The organism is Collinsella sp. OM07-12 (genome assembly GCF_003438275.1).
Taxonomy (GTDB): Bacteria; Actinomycetota; Coriobacteriia; order Coriobacteriales; family Coriobacteriaceae; genus Collinsella.
The window spans coordinates 22,959-42,813 of the sequence record NZ_QSTQ01000007.1; the positions used below are offsets into that span (position 1 = coordinate 22,959).

The window sequence follows — 19,855 nt, forward strand, 5'->3', positions numbered from 1 at the left end:
GTTAAGATGTGACGTTTCCGCAGATAAAACCGACCAAAATAAACCTGTCCCTTTTTGGCAGGTGGAGAATGGGGTAAAGTAAGTGGTGGTTAACTAGAGGAGGCTTTCTATGGCACCTATCGATATTGTTGTGCTGGCCGTTATCGCCATTGCGTTTGTCGCCGTGTGCGTGCGCATTTATCGCAAGGGCACCTGCGCCGACTGCGCTCAAGGTGGCGTTTGCACGGGACATTGCTCCAACAAAAAGACCTGCGCCGCACTTAAGGGCGTAGACAAAATTGCCGAAGACTTGGGCCGCGGTATCAAATAAGGTCTAGACATCCAAGCGCCTCGCGAGCATCCGTTCGCGGGGCGCTTTGCGCATTTGGGCGCGAGCGCGGCGAGTTGAAGAGTATTTTTGGGGTATCGTTACCTGTACTGTTAATTGGCAACTTATCTATAACGGAGTATCCCCATGAGCGCTCGCGTAACCATGAAGGACATAGCCGCCGAGCTTGGCGTTTCCATCAATACCGTGCACAAGGCCCTGACGGGAAAGGCCGGCGTGAGCGAATCCGTGCGCGCCAAGGTGAACGCCAAGGCCGAGGCCATGGGCTATCACCGCAACACAAGTGCCTCAAGCCTGCGCCGCAAGGACATCAATCTGGTGTTTTGCCTGCCCCGCGCATCGCGCGAGGGAGCGTACTTTTTCCGTTACCTGTGGGAAGGCTGCAATCGCTTTGAACAGGAGGTCATCGACCAGGGCATTACGGTTGAGCGTGTTGAATTTGGCGTGGGCGGCTACGCTGATGCGCTCGAGCAAATCGACGAGCGTTTGCAGGTGGGCGAGAAGATCGATGGCTTGCTCGCCTATGCGCCGGGCGACGATCGTGCAACTGAGCTTTTGGGGCAGATTGCCGAGGCGGGCGTGACGATCGAGCTCGTCGACGGCGACCGTCCGCACCTCGACCGTCTGGGCGCCAGTCTGGCTGATTATTCAACGGCGGGCAGCCTGATGGCCGAGCAGGCGGTCAACTTGGTTCACGCCGCTGGTGTCGATGCCCGCGTGCTCCTGCTAGCGGGCGACCCCTATACCGATTCACACTATCTAACCGCCCGTGCCTTCCACAATTACCTGCGCGAACGAGATATTCCATGGCAGGTCGAGGACCTTGCCGGTGCCCATGCGCAAGTCAAACAGCTCAAGCATGAGCTCGAAAAGCGCTTGAGTGCGCCGGACGCCCCTGAGCTCATTTGTAGCGTTTTTGCCGTTGGTTCCGAAGTGGTTGCCGATGCGCTTGTCTCGAGCGGCAAGGCCGGTCAGGTTATGGTGATCGGCAACGACCTGTTTCCCGAAAGCGCCCTGGCCTTGCGCCGCGGTATCTTTACCAATATTGTCTATAAGGACCCGACGAGCCTGGCGTATCGCGGCGCTAAGACGCTGGGCGATTATCTGCTGTGGGGAAGGACCCCGACGGTGCCCGTCCAGAAGGGCGCCGTCGAGATGGTATTTGCCAGCAATGTCGATCGCTACTGCGAACTTGCGGGAATTTAGTCGATCGGGCAGGTACCCCCTCTTGCGACGTGCATTTTTGGGAGTATTCAGCATTGGCATGCCCTGAATGAGGCGCAGAACGACTGTTTTAAGTGCCGCCGGTGGCGTATTTCGCCGTCGGCGGCACTTTTTATGCCGATCGGACGCAATATGCGCACCAAACGGGGCGCCGAGGACGGCGCGCGGCGCGCTTCGATGCTGAATACTCCCAAAAATGCACGTCGGAACATGACCCACCTGAGCAAAAGCGCTCAAGTTCGGTGTTCGGGGACGCCAACCGGTCCGCAATACATGCAAGTCACAGCTCCGGCAACCGTTGAACGGGCAAAACCTACCGTTCACCCCATGGTGGTTAGGTGAACGTTCACCTTTTGAGTTGCAATGGATTAGTATAGTGAACGTTCACCTAAAGGATAACGAGCGCGCCATGCGCCCGCCTTGCCAGCAAAGGGGCTGTTTGATGAAAAACTTTATGGACGATCAGGATTTCCTGCTGAGCACCAAGACCGGCGAGGAGCTGTTCCACAACTTTGCCAAGGGCATGCCCATCGTCGACTACCACTGCCACATTTCCCCCAAGGAGATTTGGGAGGACAAGCGTTTCGAGAACATCACCGAGGTTTGGCTGGGCGGCGACCACTACAAGTGGCGCCTGATGCGCGCCAACGGCGTCGACGAGCGTTTTATCACTGGCGATGCCCCTGCTCGCGAGAAGTTCCAAAAGTGGGCCGAGACCCTGGGTCGCTGCGTTGGCAACCCCGTCTTTGAGTGGAGCCACCTGGAGCTTAAGCGCTACTTTGGCTACGAGGGCGTCCTCAACGGCAAGACCGCCCAGGAGGTCTGGGACCTTGCCAACGCCAAGCTCGCCGAGGCCAGCTTTACCTGCCGCAACCTAATCAAGCAGTCCAACGTCCGCATGATCTGCACTACCGACGACCCCGCCGACAGCTTTGAGTGGCACAAGAAGATTGCTGCCGATGACAGTTTTGACGTTCAGGTCGTTCCCGCCATGCGTCCCGACGCCGCTCTGCGTATCGAGCGCGGTCAGGAGTTTGCCGACTACTGCAAGCACCTCTCCGAGGTTGCCGGCGTTGAGGTCAGCGACTTCGAGGGCATGAAGTCTGCCATCTCCAAGCGCTACGACGTTGCTCACGAGCTGGGCTGCCGCGCCTCCGACCACGCACTCGATTACGTTATGTACGTCCCGGCTACCGCCGATGAGATCGAGGCCATCTTTGCCAAGGGTCTGGCTGCTGAGCCGCTTACCGAGGAAGAGATCCTCAAGTACAAGACTGCCTTTATGCAGTTCGTTGCCGGCGAGTATGTCCGTCTGGGCTGGGCCATGCAGCTGCACTTTGGCTGCAAGCGCGACAACAACCGCGCCATGTTTGCCAAGCTCGGCCCCGATACCGGCTACGATTGCATCTCCAACTACACGCCGTCCGACCAGCTTGCCGATTTCCTCAACTCCATTCAGGAGACCTGCGGCTTGCCCAAGACCATCTTGTACAGCCTGAACCCCATCGATAACACCATGATCGATACCGTGATGGGCTGCTTCCAGGAGGCTCCGACCGCCGGTAAGATCCAGAACGGTTCTGCCTGGTGGTTCAACGACAACGAGGTCGGTATGCGCGAGCAGCTCACGGCCCTGGCAAACGAGGGCGTGCTGGGCAACTTTGTGGGCATGCTTACCGACTCCCGCTCCTTCCTGTCCTACCCGCGTCACGAGTACTTCCGTCGCGTGCTGTGCAGCGTGATCGGCGAGTGGGTTGAGCAGGGCAAGTATCCGGCCGACATGGAGCTGCTGGGCACCATCGTGCGCGACATCAGCTACAACAATGCGGTCCGCTACTTTGGCTTTGATCTGGATACCGTCGAGGCATAAGCCTGCATCGAATCACATCGAACACGGGAGCGCCGTTGCCACACACGGCGCCCCCGTTTTGCCTGCACGCTAACAGCTATCTAAGGAGAGACACAGATGGAGAACATCAGCTACGATGCGCTCGAGAAGATCGGTTACAAGGGCTATCTGCTGCCCAAGGACGCTCCCGAGAAGGTTCTACAGTTTGGCGAGGGCAATTTCCTGCGCGCCTTCGTCGACCGTTTCTTTGACATGGGCAACGAGGCCACCGGCTGGAACGGCAAGGTTGTCATGGTGCAGCCCATCAGCGGCGCCTTTGGCTTTGCCGATGGCATCAATGCTCAGGACGACCTGTACACCGTGCTGGTGCGCGGCAAGGAGAACGGCAATACGGTTGACGAGTCCCGCGTGATCAGCGCCTGCAGCCGCTGCCTCAACCCGTATCGCGAGGACGACTATCGCGCCATGATGGAGGTCGCCGTCTCCGACAGCCTGGAGATCATCGTCTCCAACACCACCGAGGCCGGTATCGCCTACGACCCGTCCTGCAAGGCCGACGACATGCCGCCCGCGAGCTTCCCTGCCAAGCTTGCCCAGGTCCTTCACGCCCGCTGGGCCGCCGGCAAGCCGGGCGTTATCGTGCTCGCCTGCGAGCTCATCGATCACAACGGTGAGGAGCTGCTGCGCATCATGAACCAGTACGTGAGCGACTGGGGCTGGGAGGACGAGTTTGCGCAGTGGATGGCCAACGACTGCACCGTCTGCACCACGCTCGTCGACACTATCGTCCCCGGCCGCATCCGGGACCCCAAGGAGGCCGCTGCCGTGGCCGAGCGCCTGGGCTACGAGGATCCCTTCCTGGCCGTGCGCGAGCCCTTCCAGATGTGGGGTATCCAGGGCGACGAGTCGCTTGCCGAGAAGCTTCCCTTCGTAAAGGCCGGCCTGCCGGGCGTCTTTGTTACCCCCGATGTCACGCCGTACAAGAAGCGCAAAGTCCGCATCCTCAACGGTGCCCATACCGCCTTTGTTCCGGGCTCTTGGGTTGCCGGCTTTGATATCGTGCGCGACTGCATGCATGACGAGACTGTTCGCGGCTTCATGAACACCATGCTCTACGACGAGGTCATCCCGACGCTTGCCGCCGACCTGGACGTCGAGGACTGCAAGGCCTTTGCTGCCGCCGTCGAGAACCGCTTCGACAACCCGTTTATCGACCACGCGCTGCTCTCCATTTGCCTCAACTCCACCGCCAAATGGCGTGCTCGCGACCTGCCCACGCTCAAGGACTATGTTGCCGAGACCGGCAACCTGCCCAAGTGCCTGGCGACGAGCCTCGCTACGCTCATTGCCTTCTATACTCAGGAGCTCGTTGCTCGCGAGGGCGATGGCCTGCACCTGCGCCGTGCCGACGGCACCGAGTACACCGCTCAGGACGATGCCTTCGTGCTCGATTTCTACGCCGCCCACGCCGGTGCAGACGATGCCGAGCTGGTGCACGACGTGCTCACCAATGAGCAAATGTGGGGCGAGGACCTTACGCAGATCACCGGTCTCGAGGAGTTTGTCGTCAACGCGCTCACCGTCGTGCGTGTCGAGGGCGCCAAGCAGGCCTTCGCCAACGCTCAGGCGTAAATTCCCGGTGCAGGCGCCAGACGGCTTGCCCGCGCCTCGACTTCTGCTCAACCTGTAGGGTTAGGACCATTTGTAATGAACACTATCCAGATCAATCCGGCCGATAACGTGATCGTCGCGCTGTCGCCGCTTGCCAAGGGCGCCGCCGTCGCGGTTCCCGGGGTGGGCGAGGTCGTTGCCGCGGAGGATATTCCGCAGGGCCACAAGATGGCCGTGCGTGCCATTGCGGCGGGGGAGGACGTCGTCAAGTACGGTCTTCCTATCGGCCACGTGACGGGCGACATCCAGCCCGGTCAGTGGCTTCATACGCATAACGTCAAGACCAACCTTTCGGGCGAGGTCGAGTACGCTTACAACCCGACGCATCCGGTTGTTGAGCCGGTTGAGCCCGAGACCTTTATGGGCTTCCGTCGCGCCGACGGTCGCGCCGCCACGCGCAACGAGCTGTGGATTATCCCCACGGTCGGCTGCGTCAACGAGGTCGCGCGCGCCATGTGCGAGCAGGCTCAGGATCTGGTCGAGGGTTCGCTGGAGGGCGTTTACTACTTCCCGCATCCCTTTGGCTGTTCCCAGACCGGCGCCGACCACGCCCAGACACGCCGTCTGCTGGTGGCGCTTTCGCGTCACGCAAACGCTGCGGGTGTGCTGTTCCTATCGCTCGGTTGTGAAAACTGCACGCACCAGCAGGTGCTCGACGAGCTCGGTGACTTCGATCACGAGCGCGTTCGCTTCCTCACCTGCCAGGATGTAGCCGACGAGCAGGTCGAGGGCCACAAGATCCTGTCCGAGCTGGCCGACCTGGCCAAGCGGGCCAAGCGTGAGCCCATTCCCGCCTCCGAACTGGTCATTGGCCTTAAGTGCGGTGGCTCTGACGGTCTTTCGGGCATTACCGCCAACCCCACGATCGGTCGCGTGAGCGATATGGTCGTAGCCCGCGGTGGCACGTCGGTGCTCACCGAGGTGCCCGAGATGTTTGGCGCGGAGAGCATTCTGCTCGATCGTTGCGAGAGCCAGGACGTCTTTGACGCCGCCTCCGACATGCTCAACGGCTTCAAGGACTACTTCATTAGCCACGGCGAGGTCGTCTATGAGAACCCGAGCCCCGGCAACAAGGATGGCGGCATCACCACGCTCGAGGACAAGAGCTGCGGCTGCGTGCAAAAGGGCGGATCTGCCCCCATCGTCGACGTGCTGCCGTACGCCGGTCAGGCTACCAAGCATGGTCTGAACATGCTGTGCGGTCCGGGCAACGACATGGTATCCACCACGGCCCTGACGGCTGCCGGCTGCCACGTGATCCTGTTCTCGACCGGCCGCGGCACGCCGTTTGGTGCGCCGGCGCCTACGCTCAAGGTGTTCACCAACCAGCGCCTGTGCGACCACAAGGCCAACTGGATGGACTTTAACGCCGGTGTGGTGGCTACGGGCGAGCGTACGCTCGATGAGGCTGCCGGCGATCTGTATCAGCTGGTGCTGGACACGGCGAGCGGCAAGCTTACCAGCGCCGAGCGTCGCGGCTGTCACGAGATCAGCATCTGGAAGGACGGCGTCTGCCTGTAGCGATGACACGTTGAGCGCGTGATTGAATAAGCTGCTGCAAAGACTGGGCGACCCCGCCGAGGACAATCTCGGCGGGGTCGTTTTTCGTTTCTCGTTGCGTTGTCGTGCACGGCTTTTTTTGGGGAAGGGTGCCCGGCACCTCCCTCATCTCCAGAGAACAATGAACGTTCACCTAGTTGTTGCGTGGTGCTGAATCGACTTGATAATCAAAAATGCAGGGATTTTTTCATTTTCAGGCCCGTTCAACGGCAAAAAACGACCGTTCAAGGATAATATACAAGTGAACGTTCACCTATTATAAGCAATCGCGCATAATCTAGCTAAACGTTCACCCTGAACGGCATGCAGACAGACGTCGGTATGGACTCCAATGTCTTGTTCCAAGACAATCGAGAAAAGAGAGGGAGCTCGATGACTAACAAGATCGGTAAAAAGCGCAAGATCACATTCTGGACGCGCTTGGGCTTTGGTATGGGCGGCATGCTCAACTCTGGTGCCCTGACCTTTACGCACAGCTACATGGTGCTGTTCCTGTCCACGGAGTGCGGTCTGTCCGCAGGCGAGGCTGCGTTGATCAGCTCGTTCGCCATCTATCTCAACGCCATTCTGTGCCCGCTCATGGGCTTTGTGGCCGATAACTTTTACGCTACCAAGATCGGCCGTATCTTTGGCCGCCGCCGTTTCTGGATCTTGCTGGCAATCCCGATGATGGTCGCCGAGCCGCTCATCTTTGTGGCTACGCCGTTTGGTTTCCCGTACTACTTTGTGCTGTACCTGATCTACAACGTCGCGTATACGTTCTGCACCGCCAACCTGTCGCCGCTTACCATCGAGATGACCGACGACTTCAAGGAGCGTACGTACCTCACCGGCTACAAGCACCTCTTTGGTAACGCCGCCGGCTTCCTGATGGCAGCACTCGTCGGCTTTGGCTTTGGCACCTTCGGCGAGACTAACCCGTTCAGCTACTTCATCATCGCTACGGTCAACGCTTCGGTCATGGCAATCTCGCTGCTGTGCGTGTACCTGTCCACGTGGGAGCACACCCCCGAGGAGGTGGCTCAGGAGAAGATCGAGAGCGTCGGCGAGGGTATCAAGAAGTTCTTCATCGACGTTGTCTCTACCTTCCGCAATAAGTCCTTCCGCAAGGTCCTGTATGCACAGGTCTCCACGAAGCTCGCTGCTGCCTGCTGGTCTGCGTGCCTGTCCTTCTTCATCGTCTACTGCCTGCAGATTCCTAAGTCCTATGAGTCCGTGATGGAGATGCCCGGCAAGGTCGTCGCTATCGTCTGCACCGCCATCTGGGTTGCCCTCATGGCCAAGAGGGGCTTCCACAAGTCTTGGTACCTGGCCAACGTCGGTTGCGCTGCGTGCATCATCGCCTACAACTACTTCGCCTTTGGTCAGATTAACGGCACCTCCACGGTCGCCATCGCCATGATCGCCTACCCCATCATCTTCGCCATCTGGAAGTTCTTCTACGTTGGCTTCCAGTATCTGCCCGATGTTCTGCTCAACTACATCCCCGATGTCGATGAGCTCATCACTCTGCGTCGTCGCGAGGGAATCTACAGCTCCGCTCAGCAGCTCTGCCAGCAGATCGCCCAGGCTGTCGCCGTCAACGCATGGGCTATCGTCCTCGCTGCCTCCGGCTTCATTCAGACCGCCGGCAACAGCGACGCTGTGACCCAGCCCGCTACCGTGCCTCTGTACATCTGCGGCTACATGCTCATCGGCTGCGCCGGCTTCTTCCTGCTCGCGGCTGTCCTTGCCCGCGGCATCAAGATCGACAAGGAGCAGTGCGACATCCTCTGCGACGAGATCAAGCGCGTCAAGGAGGGCGGCAAGATGGCCGACGTCCAGCCCGAGGTCAAGGCGCTCTGCGAGGAGCTCTCCGGCTTCAAGTATGAGGACTGCTTCGCTCACAATAACGTTGGCTTCCAGGACGGCAGCGTGACGCCCGCCGAGTAAGGCAAGCGCATCGTCCACATCACAGGGCCGTGCCACCGGATATCCGCCGGCAGGTACGGCCCTTTTTTACAACAGCGTACAATTAACTTTTAGAGAATCTTTTTGAGGGAGAAACCCATGGAGACGAACGTTATCTGGCGCAACGCCCGCGCAGCCGTGATCGAGCTCGACGACGGCGGCTACTTTACCTGCGCCGATACGTGGGAGATCTTTGTCAATGACGAGCCCGCTGGCACCACGAACGCGGTCGAGACCTATGTCGACGGCCTGGTTCCCGGCAAGCGCAACTTGGTCCGCTTTGTTTGCGGCGAGCGCGAGCTGAGTGTGGGCGTCACCACGCCGGCGGAGCCTTTTACCATTAACGTTCGCGACTGCGGCGCCAAGGGCGATGCTGAGCACGACGACACCACCAACATCCAGGCTGCCATCATGGCCTGCCCCAAGGGTGGCCGCGTGCTGATTCCCGCCGGCAACTACCGCATCAAGTCGCTCTTCCTCAAGAGCAATATCAACATCGAGCTTGCCGAGGGCGCCGTGCTGCTGGCTCGCCACGACCGCGCGGCGCTTGCCTACATCCCCGGTACGGTCAAGGGCGACGAGGGCGCCGGTTACGCCGGTACCGACATGACCCCGTTGGGCCGCTGGGAGGGCGAGAGCTTCTCGACCTATTGCTCCACCTTTACGGGCTTAAGCGTGCACGACGTGTGCATCTATGGTCGCGGCGCGATCGACGGTCAGACCGATTTTGCCGAGGACAACTGGTGGAACAAGGACTTTAAGAATATCTTCCGTCCCGAGGAGGGCCGCGAAGTCGCCCGTCCGCGCATGATCTTCCTGTCCGAGTGCGAGAACGTGAGCCTGGCCGGCTTTACCGTCCGCAACAGCCCGGCGTGGAACATCCACCCCATCCTGTGCGAGCACGTCGATGCGCTCTGCCTGTCCATCGAGGGCCCCAAGAACTCCCACAACACCGACGGCTTCGACCCCGAGAGCTGCGGCTTTGTCCGCATCCTGGGCTGCCAGTTCTCGGTGGGCGACGACTGCATCGCCATCAAGAGCGGCAAGTTGGGCATTGAGTCCGAGCTTCGCCCCGCAACGCACGACGTACTGATCTCGCACTGCTACATGCATGATGGCCACGGCGCCGTGGTCTTGGGTTCCGAGGCGGCCGGCGGCATCAAGGACCTCACCGTGAGCAAGTGCCTGTTCGAGCGCACCGACCGCGGCCTGCGCGTCAAGACCCGTCGCGGTCGCGGCAAGGACGCCGTCAACGAGGGCATCACCTTCGAGCACATTCGCATGGACGAGGTGCTCACGCCTTTCGTGGTCAACTCGTTCTACTTCTGCGACAAGGACGGCAAGACCGATTATGTCCAGAACCGCGAGGCGCTGCCCGTCGACGACCGCACGCCCGGCTTTGGTGCCACGACGTTCCGCGATATCGAGGCCACCAACTGCCATGCCGCCGCGGCCTACATCACGGGCCTGCCCGAGAGCAAAGTGACGCGCCTGACGTTCCAGGATGTCCATGTGACCTTCGCGGAGGATGCCGAGCCCTTTGTCCCGGCCATGGCCTGTGGCGTGGAGCCGATGGTGCGCCAGGGCATCATCGCGCAAAACGTCAAGGTGCTCGACCTGCAAAATGTGAGCATCGAGGGCCAGGACGGCGAGGAACTGCAACTCCAAAACGTCGACAAGGTTGTGCGCGCGTAAGCGTCTGCTCTTAAACAATCGAATTCGGCATGTTGTGACGTGCGATGGACGGGGCCTTCCCGACCCATCGCACGCGTTCTTTATATGCCGGAACTGCAGCATAGGCGATCCGCGACGAAAGGGTGTGGCGACTGATGATGATTGAAGAACAAGTTTTTGAAGTATCGACCGAGCGTGAGGGGGCATACCGCAGTATCTCCGAAGCCTTGGAGGCAGCCGATCAGCTCTATTCGGATACTGAGCGGCCGGTGACGATTCATGTCGATCCGGGCGAGTATTGCGAGCGGGTCGAGATTCGTCGGCCGCATGTGACGATTGAGGGAGAGACGGCCGACAGCGTGCGTATCGTTGGCAGTCTATGTGCCAAGATGCCTTCGGAGGACGGCTCGGGCGTCGACGGCACGCTCGGCACCTTTAGGACCTATACCGTTTTGGTCGATGCCGACGACGTGCGGCTCGAGAACCTCACAATCGTCAACGATGCCGGCGACGGTCGCGAGGCGGGGCAGGCGATTGCCCTGTACGCCGACGGCGACCGTTTGGTGGTCGACGCCTGTTGCATTACGGGGCGCCAAGACACGCTGTTTTTGGGTCCGCTGCCGCCGCATGAGGCCAAACCGGGCGGGTTTATAGGACCCAAACAGTATGCGCCGCGCCGGGTGGGCCGTCAGTATTTCCGACGCTGTCGGATTGAGGGCGATGTCGACTTTATCTTTGGCGGCGCGCGTGCCTACTTTGAGGGGTGCGAGATTCGCTCGCTCAACCGCGATATGGACGTGAACGGTTACGTGACGGCGGCATCGACGCCCGAGGGAGAGCCGTACGGCTTCGTGTTCCACGGCTGTTCGTTTACAGCTCCGGATGACGTGGCACCGGATTCGGTCTACCTGGGCCGTCCTTGGCGCGAATGGGCGCAAACCGTGCTGATCGATTGCTGGCTGGGGCAACACATCAAGCGCGAAGGTTGGTGGGATTGGGCTAAGCCAGCGGCGCACGAGAGGGCGCACTACGCTGGTGCAAGCCTACATGGCCCGGCGAATGATGCCGAAAACTGGGCGCCATGGGCGCACGAGCTCGATGCGACAGCCACTACCCGATACGCCCGCGAACAGGTGCTTTCCGGTGCGGACGGCTGGGACCCCGAAGGTGGCCCGGGCGACGCTGCGGAGACCGACAGTCTTTCCGATAACGGTCGCACGGTGCATATCGACACCTATTACGAAGACGAACTGGCATTTCGTGAGCGCCTTAAGCGTGAGGGCCGCTCCGCCGCATTTAAGGGCACGACGCCCGAAGACTTTGAGGCATGGCAGATTGCGACGAGGGTTCGGCTGTTTGACCTGTTGGGCCTATCGATTATGGATCGCGTGTCGATTGAGGCGCGCGAACTCGATCGGGTGCAGATTGCCGGCGGTATCGTGCGCACCCATGCGATGCTGCAGGTGGAGCGCGACGTTTGGATGCCGTTCTACCTGCTCGAGCCGCAGTCGCCTAAGCTCGATGCGCGCGGCCGCAAGTGTTGCTATATCTGCCCGCATGGCCATCAGGGAGCAGGCGCCGCAAGTGTTGCGGGCGTGACGGGCGTGCCGGCGGTCGATGATGCCGCGCGTAAGTTCAATTACGACTACGGTCTGCGTTTGGCACGCATGGGTTACGTGACCGTCTGCCCCGACGCGCGCGGCTGGGGATACCGTCGTGACTGGAAGGGTCAGGGCGATGACGAGAACAGCTACCTGCGCGGTACGTGCCTGAATCAGGCACGTATGGCCGAGCCACTGGGTCTTACGGTCGCGGGCCTCAACGTCTGGGACAACATGCGCTTGATCGATTACTTGGAGGCGCGCGGCGACATTGCCCTGGATGACCTGGGTTGCTTTGGTTTTTCGGGTGGCGGCTACATGACGTTGTACCTGGCCGCACTCGACCCGCGTGTGCGCAAGGCGTTTGTCTCGGGCTATCTGTACGGTGTCGACGATTCGCTGCTGCATCTCAATGGCAATTGCAGCTGCAACTACACACCCGGACTTTGGCGCTTACTCGACATGGGCGATATTGCCTCGCTCATCGCGCCGCATCCGCTGCTGGTGCAAAGCTGCGAAGAGGATCATCTGAACGGTTCGCGCGGGCTGAAAAATGTTGACGAGCAGCTCGAGATCGTGCGCGATGCCTACAAGTTGCTGGGTCGCAGAGATGGCCTGCGGCACGAGGTGTGTCCGGGTGAACACCATCTGGGCGTGGCACATCTTGCCGAGGATATCGAATGGCTCGATTCGCACGTTGCGGAATGCGCCCGTGCATAGCCCCTCGGCATGCTGCGAAGAAACGGTACGTTCCTGTATGACCGCCGATGGGCGGATGAGGAGAAGATTATGGAAACGAAGAGTTTGAGTGAATCGACCATTTGCTGCTTTGGCGACTCAACGACCTGGGGCGACAACGGCTGCGGTGGGGGAGGCAACGACATCTCGTGGACCTCGCATCTGGGCACGCTGCTGGGAGGCGCGGTCGTCGAGAACTTTGGCATCAAGGGTTCGCGTATCGCCATCAAGGCCGACCGTACCGATTCGTTTGTCGAGCGCCTGGACGGTATCGACGATGCGGCCGATATCTACATTGTCTTTGGCGGCGTCAACGACTTTAGCCGCAACGTGCCGCTTGGCGAGTTGGGCAGTACCGATGTGCATGAGTTCTACGGTGCGCTCGATTACCTGATCCGAACCATCACGGCACGCTCGCCTCGGGCAAAGCTCGTGTTTATGACGCCGTGCAAGACGAGCGGTAAGCACGAGAAGGATATCCCGGCAAGCGATGAGGCGAACCATTTGGGCCTGACGCAGGTCGTCTACGTGCGAGCGATGCTCGAGGTCTGTGACCGCTACTCCGTTCCGGTGATTGACCTGTATGCGCAAAGCGGTATCAGCCCGTTTTTGCCGGAGCACCGCGAGCTCTATATGCCGGACGGTCTGCACTACAGCCCGGCTGGCTATGAGCGCCTGGCGCATCGCATCGCCGCGGGTCTCACCGCCGTTTGCCGCTAAAAGTCTGCCGTTTGCGGGGAATATAGGGTTAACGTTCACCCTATATTCCCCGTTCGCGTTACACTAGGGGTAACGTTCACCTATCGTTTATGTCAGAGGGGACAGCAATGGGTTGCAATCAAATCCTGGACCGTTATATCGAGCAGTTGATCGAAACCTCTACGCCGCAGGCGCCGGCTTGGAACATCGAAAAGATTCGCGCCGGCAAGGAGAATACCTGGAACTATATCGACGGCTGCATGATCAAGGCGCTCATCGAGCTGTACGAGATTACGGGTGAGCAGCGCTACTTGACGTTCGCCGATGACTACATCGATTTCTTTGTCCAGGACGACGGTACCATCAAGCATTACAACCCGCAGGAGTACAACCTCGATAACGTCAATGCGGGCAAGACCCTCTACAAGCTGTATGACCTGGTGGGCAAGCCCAAGTACCGTGCCGCCATGGACACCATCTACCGCCAGCTCGAGACCCAGCCGCGCACCAAAGAGGGCGTGTTTTGGCACAAGGCCGTCTATCCCAACCAGATTTGGCTCGATGGCATGTACATGGCACAGCCGTTCTACATGCAGTACGAGCTGAGCTTCCACAACCGTCGTGCCTGCTCGGACAGCTTCCATATGTTCCAGGTCGTGCATGACCTGATGCGCAACCCCCTCAACGGTCTGTACTATCACGCTTACGACGCGAGCCGCAAACAGTTCTGGTGCGACCCGGTCACCGGTCTTTCGGCTAACTTCTGGCTGCGCGCCGAGGGCTGGTTTGCCATGGCGCTCATCGACACCTGGGAGCTTATGCCGCCTTCGATGTCAGCCGAGAAGGACGAGATCCGCAAGATGTTCCACGATTTGATCGACGCCATGCTGCCGTATCAGGACGAGAAGACCGGCATGTGGCACCAGGTCATCAACCTGCCCAATATCGCCCCCAACTACCTGGAGGAGTCGGGCAGCGCCATCTTTGCCAATGCCATCATGAAGGGTGTGCGTCTGGGCGTGCTGGGCGAGCGTTACTACCAGTACGGTCGTCGCGCCTTCGACGGCATCTGCGAGACCTGCCTGTCCGAGTATGACGGGCAGCTGGCGCTCGACAACATCTGCCTGGTTGCGGGCCTGGGCAACACCGCGCACCGCGAGGGCACGTTTGATTACTACATGAGCGAGCCCGTGGTCAAAAATGATGCAAAGGGTGTGGCGCCGCTGGTGCTTGCCTATATCGAGACCATGCATCACGACAAGCTGGCCGGTAAGCGCGATCCGCTCGCCCCCTCGGGCGTGTGCTCCATCGAGGACCCGTTTGGCGGATACACCCCGGGCATCAACGCTCATAAGGGATGTGAATAACGTGGGGGCTGTTACTCCGGGTGTACGTTTGCACGACCTTCCGCAGGGGACCGTCGAGGAACGCATTCGCATGGCGGGAGAGCTGGGCTTTTCGTGCATTCAGCTGCCGAGCAAGGTGCTCTACGCATCGATGGGGATCGATCGAGGCGGCCTGACCCGCGAGCTTGCCGACCATTTGCGTGCCGTGCTCGATGAGTCGGGCGTTTCGGTCGCCGTGCTCGGCTGCTATAAGAATTTGGCGACGCCCGATCGCCAACAGCTCATGGATAACATTGCCGAGTACGAGGCATGCCTGAACTTTGCCCAGATGCTCGGCGGCTGCCCGGTGGGTACCGAGACCGGTCGCCCCAATGCGCAGAACCGCGTTGCTGACGACCGCATGACCGATGAGGCGCTTGAGGCTTTTATGGACGGACTCGCACGCGTCTGCGAGCGCGCCGAGGCCGTGGGCGGGCAAATACTGATCGAGCCTGGCTGGAACGAGACGGTCAACACGCCGGATCGCTGCCGCGAGGTGCTGGAGCGCGTCTCGAGCCCGTCGCTCGGCGTGATCTATGACCCGGTATCGCTGCTGCACCCCAGCGTCGTTGACGAAGCGCAGGAAATCACAGCACGCGTGCTCTACTTATGCGGCAGTAAGATCCGCGTGCTGCACGCCAAGGATTTTGAGGTCGTTGATAACGAGGACAAAGCAGGTTGGTGCGACGGTACGGGTTCGCGCCTGGTGTGTCATGGCGTGGGGGAGACGGGGCGATACGACTTTGAGCCCGTGGTGGCCTGGGCGGCTGCCGCCTGCCCTGGGATTCCCTGCGTGGTCGAGAACAGTGTGCCGGCGACGGCGGCTGACTGCCTGGCGACACTCGAGCACATGTCCGCTCGCTGCGGGGCTTCGCATCGCGAGTTATAGCATTGGCTTTTGCCGTGGCGGTCGATTAAGTTTGCCTGACTGGGGCAGCGGTGAAGGATCTTTATCGTCGCCCCATTGGATTGAATCAAAAAGGGGAGCTGCGTGGCTATCCACATTGTCGAAGAGGCGAATCGTTGCCTAGGTTGCAAAAGGGCATTCTGCCAGATTAAGGGCTGCCCGGTTCAGACGCCTATTCCGCAGGTCATCGACCTGTTCAAACAGCGTCGTCTAGAAGAGGCGGGCGAGCTGCTGTTCCAGAACAATCCCATGAGCGCGGTCTGCTCCATGGTGTGCAACCATTCGGGCCAGTGCGAGGGCGCGTGCATCCAGGGCCGCAAGGGCACACCCGTGCATTTTTCGAGCATCGAGAACTATATCTCGACAGCGTATTTGGACCGTAAGGAGTGGAAGCCCGCGCCGTCGTGCGGTAAGCAGGTCGCTGTGGTCGGCTCCGGCCCAGCCGGCATTACCGTGGCAATTAAGATGGCGCAGCTGGGTTGCGCCGTCACTGTTTTTGAGCAGCGGCCCGAGATCGGCGGCGTGCTGGAGTACGGTATCCCCGAGTTCCGTCTGCCGCGCTCGCTCGTGCAAAAGTACCGCCACGTGATGTGCTCGCTCGGCGTGCGCGTTCGCCCCTCGACCACCATCGGCGGTGCGCTCCACATCGACGACCTGCTGCGCGACGGCTACGATGCGGTCTTTGTGGGCACCGGCACTTGGCGTGCCCGCAAGCTGGGGATTCCCGGCGAGTCGCGCGGCAACGTGCTGTTTGGTATCGACTATCTGGTCGACCCCACGAGTGTGGCGATCGGACAGAACGTGGCGGTCATCGGCGCCGGTAACGTTGCCATGGATGTGGCCCGCACGGCACTGCGTTCGGGTGCCCGCAAGGTTACCGTGTATGCCCGTTCGCGCCATATCTCTGCCATCGATGACGAGGTCGAGTTGACCGAGCTCGACGGCGCCGAGATCGTGTGTGGCAAGGCCATCTGCGCTATCGACGATAACGGCCCTGTGTTCGAGACGGCTATCTTTGACGAGGGCAACAACGTGGTGGGCTACGAGGAAGAGCTCGACCATGCCGCGGCCGATACCATCGTCATCGCGGCCTCTCAGGTGCCCAAGGACAAGCTCGTGCTTACGACGGGCGGTCTGGAGACCGACCATCGCGGCCTGCTTTCGGTCGACGAACATGGAATGACTACCGTGCCCGGCGTCTTTGCCGCTGGCGACGTGGTCAATGGCCCGCTCACGGTCGTCCATGCCGTAGCCGGCGCCAAGCTCGCCGTCGAAGGCATGACATCCTACCTGGGCCTCTAACCCACCCCACCCTTATCGGTTGCGGTGAAATAGTTCCTGTTTGGTGCGCCAAGAGCCTCATTCAGGAACTATTCCACCGCAACTTTTTTATGGGTCGAGCAAAAGGTGGGGGAGTGCGTGCGGCTGTGCGCCGGGCGGATACTGATACGATAGGGGAATCAGCAAGTGCCGCCACGCGGCTCAAACGAAAGGAAACCTGTATGGAGTCCTCCGCCTATCCGATGCTCTTTAGCCCCATCAAGGTCGGTACGACCGAGGTCAAGAACCGTGTCTTTATGCCGCCGGTGTCCACCAACCTGGCCGACCACGGCTATGTGACCGATGACCTGGTCGATCACTACCGCGCTCGTGCCAAGGGCGGCGTGGGCCTCATCATCACCGAGGTCGTGACGGTCGAGCCCACCTACACCTACCTGCCGGGCGATATGTGCTGCTATGACGACACGTTCATTCCCGGTTGGGAAAAGCTCGCCGCCGCCGTGCACGAGTACGGCTGCAAGATCATGCCGCAGCTCTTCCACCCCGCCTATATGGCCTTTAACATCCCGGGCACGCCGCGCCTGATCGCCCCGTCCTTTGTGGGCCCGTCCTACGCCCGCGAGGCACCGCGCCCCATTACAGTTGACGAGATTCACGAGCTCACGCACCAGTTTGGCGACGCTGCTGTGCGTATGCAGAAGGCCGGCGTCGATGGCGTCGAGGTCCATGCGGCACACGCCCACGGCATGCTCGGTGGCTTCTTGACCCCGCTCTACAACAAGCGTACCGACGAGTACGGCGGCTCGCTCGATGCCCGTATGCGCTTCTTGCTCGAGGTCATCGCCGAGATTCGCGAGCGCTGCGGCAAGGACTTCATCATCGACGTCCGCATTTCGGGCGACGAGTACACCGATGGCGGCCTGACCCTCAACGACATGATCTATGTCTCGCGTCGCCTGGAGAAGGCCGGCGTCGACATGATCCACGTGTCGGGCGGCACCACCATCAAACGCGGCTCCGCGATTCCCGCCGCAGGCACGCAGCAGGCTTCGCATGCCGCCTGCTCGCGCGAGATCAAAAAGCACGTCAACATTCCCGTCGCCACGGTCGGCCGTATTAACGAGGCGTGGATTGCCGAGGAGCTGATCGAGGACGGTGCCGCCGACATCTGCATGATGGGCCGCGCCAACCTGTGCGATGCCGAGTTCTGCAACAAGGCGGCTGCCGGCAACGCCGACGAGATTCGCCCCTGCATCGGCTGCCTGCGCTGCCTGAACGGCATCATGTTTGGCAAGCGCATCTCCTGCACCGTTAACCCCGATGTCGAGCGTGACGAGGCTGGCTACGAGCCCGCCATCGAGGCCAAGAACGTGCTCGTTGTGGGCGCCGGTCCCGCGGGTATGGAGGCGGCGTTCATTGCTGCCAAGCGTGGCCACCACGTGGTGCTCGTGGACAAGCAGGATGAGCCGGGCGGCGAGATGCGCATCGCTGCCGTTCCGCCGGCAAAGCAGGAGCTCACCCGCGTGATCAAGTACCAGTATCGTCGTCTGGCCGAGGCCGGCGTGAAGTGCGTCTTTGGTACCGAGCTTTCGGCCGAGGACATTCAGCGCGACTACGCCGGGTACAAGGTTGTCCTGGCCTATGGCGCCGAGCCTATCGCTCCGGCCTTTATGCAGGGCTTTAAGCAGGTCATGACGGCTGACGACCTGCTGGGCGGCAATGCCTTCCCGGGCAAGAAGATCGTCATTGTGGGCGGCGGCACCGTCGGCTGCGAGACGGCCGACTATCTGGCTCCGCTGGTCAACGACCTGTCGCCGGCCAACCGCGACGTCACCGTCATCGAGATGACCAAGACCCTTGCCGCCAACGAGGGCGGCGCCGGTCGCGCGGTGCTCATCACGCGCATGCTCTCTAAGGGCGTCCACGTGCTGACCGAGGCCAAGGTGACCGAGATCACCGAGGACACCATCAGCTACGAGAAGGACGGCGAGATTCACACCATCACCGGTGCGGATACGCTGGTGCTGGCCATGGGCTATCGTCCCAACACTAAGCTCGCCGACGACCTAGCTGCAGCCGGTGTTACCACCCACGTGCTGGGCGACGCCAACAAGTGTGGCAACATCCGCGACGCCATCGGCGACGGCTACAACGTGGCCTGCGCCCTCTAGTCAACCCCTTGGTGCATGGGGGTCAGGTTACTTTGCACTAACTTGATGCATGTAAACCTGACCCCATTGCACCAGTCGATAGCAAAAAGCGGCGGTCGTCCCCTTGTTGGGACGGCCGCCGCTTGCGTCCGCTGCGATGGGTCGTGCGATTAGAGACCCAGGAGCCCCTTGACCTTGGCGATGATGGTCTCGTCGGTGGCGTTGGCGAAGAAGTACTCCTGGAAGTGCTCGCCAGCCAGGGCGCCCTTGACCAGATTCTGGTCGATCTCGCCCAGGACGTCGACGAGCGGACGCATGGTCACAGCGCGGACGCCGTCGAGAATCTTCTTGTTGCGCTGCTCGGGCTCGACGCGCTCGGCAGGATAGCCGTTGCCCGAGCCAAAGCCGAAGAGCTTCTCGAAGGTGTACTCGAGGTTGAGCTCCTGGCCCCAGCCGTTCTTGAGGGCGAAGGGCATGGCGACGGCGTTACCGTCGTTGACCTGGGCGAAGGTGTAGGCATCCAGCGGGTCGGCGACATGTCCGCACAGCACGCCGGGGAAGGAGTTGCAGGCGAGCATGGCGCCCTCGCCGGTACCGCAGCCGGTCACGACATAGTCGGCAGCGCCGGAGTTGAGCAGCACGGCGGCAAGGATGCCGTTCTGAACGTAGGTGAGCGGCTTGGAGTCGGCATCGGCATACATACCGTAGTTAAAGACAGTGTGGCCCATGGGCTCGACGACCTTCTTGAGGGCAGCCTCGATCATGGGATTCTTGGAGTTCTGAGAGTTCTCGTTGATGAGAGCGATCTTCATTGCGAAATACCTTCCTATTTCTAACT

Annotated in this window: 14 protein-coding genes; 13 read left to right on the forward strand and 1 reads right to left on the reverse strand. The window is 60.7% G+C overall.

The features are described from left to right. The first annotated feature begins 109 nt into the window (after nucleotides 1-109). From DXB98_RS03655 to DXB98_RS03720, 13 genes are all read left to right on the forward strand, one after another. Nucleotides 110-310: a hypothetical protein gene (locus DXB98_RS03655; RefSeq protein ID WP_117637971.1), complete on the forward strand. Its 201-nt coding sequence runs from the start codon at nucleotides 110-112 to the stop codon at nucleotides 308-310. Between the two features lie 144 nt (nucleotides 311-454). Then, nucleotides 455-1,534: a substrate-binding domain-containing protein gene (locus DXB98_RS03660; protein WP_117743187.1), complete on the forward strand. Its 1,080-nt coding sequence runs from the start codon at nucleotides 455-457 to the stop codon at nucleotides 1,532-1,534. A gap of 460 nt (nucleotides 1,535-1,994) precedes the next feature. Continuing rightward, nucleotides 1,995-3,422, forward strand: a complete 1,428-nt coding sequence (gene uxaC, locus DXB98_RS03665) for a glucuronate isomerase (RefSeq protein WP_117743188.1) — start codon at nucleotides 1,995-1,997, stop codon at nucleotides 3,420-3,422. A 96-nt stretch (nucleotides 3,423-3,518) separates the two neighbouring features. Continuing rightward, complete coding sequence (locus DXB98_RS03670) at nucleotides 3,519-5,033, forward strand: tagaturonate reductase (RefSeq protein ID WP_117743189.1); 1,515 nt, start codon at nucleotides 3,519-3,521, stop codon at nucleotides 5,031-5,033. 75 nt (nucleotides 5,034-5,108) lie between these two features. After that, a complete protein-coding gene (locus DXB98_RS03675) occupies nucleotides 5,109-6,593 on the forward strand; it encodes a UxaA family hydrolase (protein WP_117743190.1) in 1,485 nt (494 codons plus the stop codon). 411 nt (nucleotides 6,594-7,004) lie between these two features. After that, the gene (locus DXB98_RS03680; protein ID WP_158553136.1) at nucleotides 7,005-8,564 is read left to right on the forward strand and encodes an MFS transporter; all 1,560 of its coding nucleotides are present in this window, start codon (nucleotides 7,005-7,007) and stop codon (nucleotides 8,562-8,564) included. Between the two features lie 117 nt (nucleotides 8,565-8,681). Then, entirely contained in the window at nucleotides 8,682-10,277 is a 1,596-nt protein-coding gene (locus DXB98_RS03685; RefSeq protein WP_117743192.1) for a glycoside hydrolase family 28 protein, read from the forward strand. A gap of 134 nt (nucleotides 10,278-10,411) precedes the next feature. After that, entirely contained in the window at nucleotides 10,412-12,577 is a 2,166-nt protein-coding gene (locus DXB98_RS10270; RefSeq protein ID WP_199407112.1) for a pectinesterase family protein, read from the forward strand. Nucleotides 12,578-12,646: 69 nt separating this feature from the next. Continuing rightward, the gene (locus DXB98_RS03700; protein WP_233505077.1) at nucleotides 12,647-13,315 is read left to right on the forward strand and encodes an SGNH/GDSL hydrolase family protein; all 669 of its coding nucleotides are present in this window, start codon (nucleotides 12,647-12,649) and stop codon (nucleotides 13,313-13,315) included. A 107-nt stretch (nucleotides 13,316-13,422) separates the two neighbouring features. Beyond that, entirely contained in the window at nucleotides 13,423-14,661 is a 1,239-nt protein-coding gene (locus DXB98_RS03705; protein ID WP_195543847.1) for a glycoside hydrolase family 105 protein, read from the forward strand. A 1-nt stretch (nucleotide 14,662) separates the two neighbouring features. Next, a complete protein-coding gene (locus DXB98_RS03710; RefSeq protein ID WP_147330295.1) occupies nucleotides 14,663-15,568 on the forward strand; it encodes a sugar phosphate isomerase/epimerase in 906 nt (301 codons plus the stop codon). Nucleotides 15,569-15,670: 102 nt separating this feature from the next. Further along, nucleotides 15,671-16,888: an FAD-dependent oxidoreductase gene (locus tag DXB98_RS03715; RefSeq protein WP_117743195.1), complete on the forward strand. Its 1,218-nt coding sequence runs from the start codon at nucleotides 15,671-15,673 to the stop codon at nucleotides 16,886-16,888. A gap of 200 nt (nucleotides 16,889-17,088) precedes the next feature. After that, nucleotides 17,089-19,038 carry an NAD(P)/FAD-dependent oxidoreductase gene (locus tag DXB98_RS03720; protein WP_117743196.1) on the forward strand — a complete coding sequence of 650 codons (1,950 nt, stop codon included), beginning with the start codon at nucleotides 17,089-17,091 and terminating at the stop codon, nucleotides 19,036-19,038. 149 nt (nucleotides 19,039-19,187) lie between these two features. On the opposite strand, the gene DXB98_RS03725 is transcribed toward DXB98_RS03720, so the two are convergent. Continuing rightward, nucleotides 19,188-19,829: an RpiB/LacA/LacB family sugar-phosphate isomerase gene (locus tag DXB98_RS03725; RefSeq protein WP_117743197.1), complete on the reverse strand. Its 642-nt coding sequence runs from the start codon at nucleotides 19,827-19,829 to the stop codon at nucleotides 19,188-19,190. Nucleotides 19,830-19,855 lie beyond the last annotated feature (26 nt).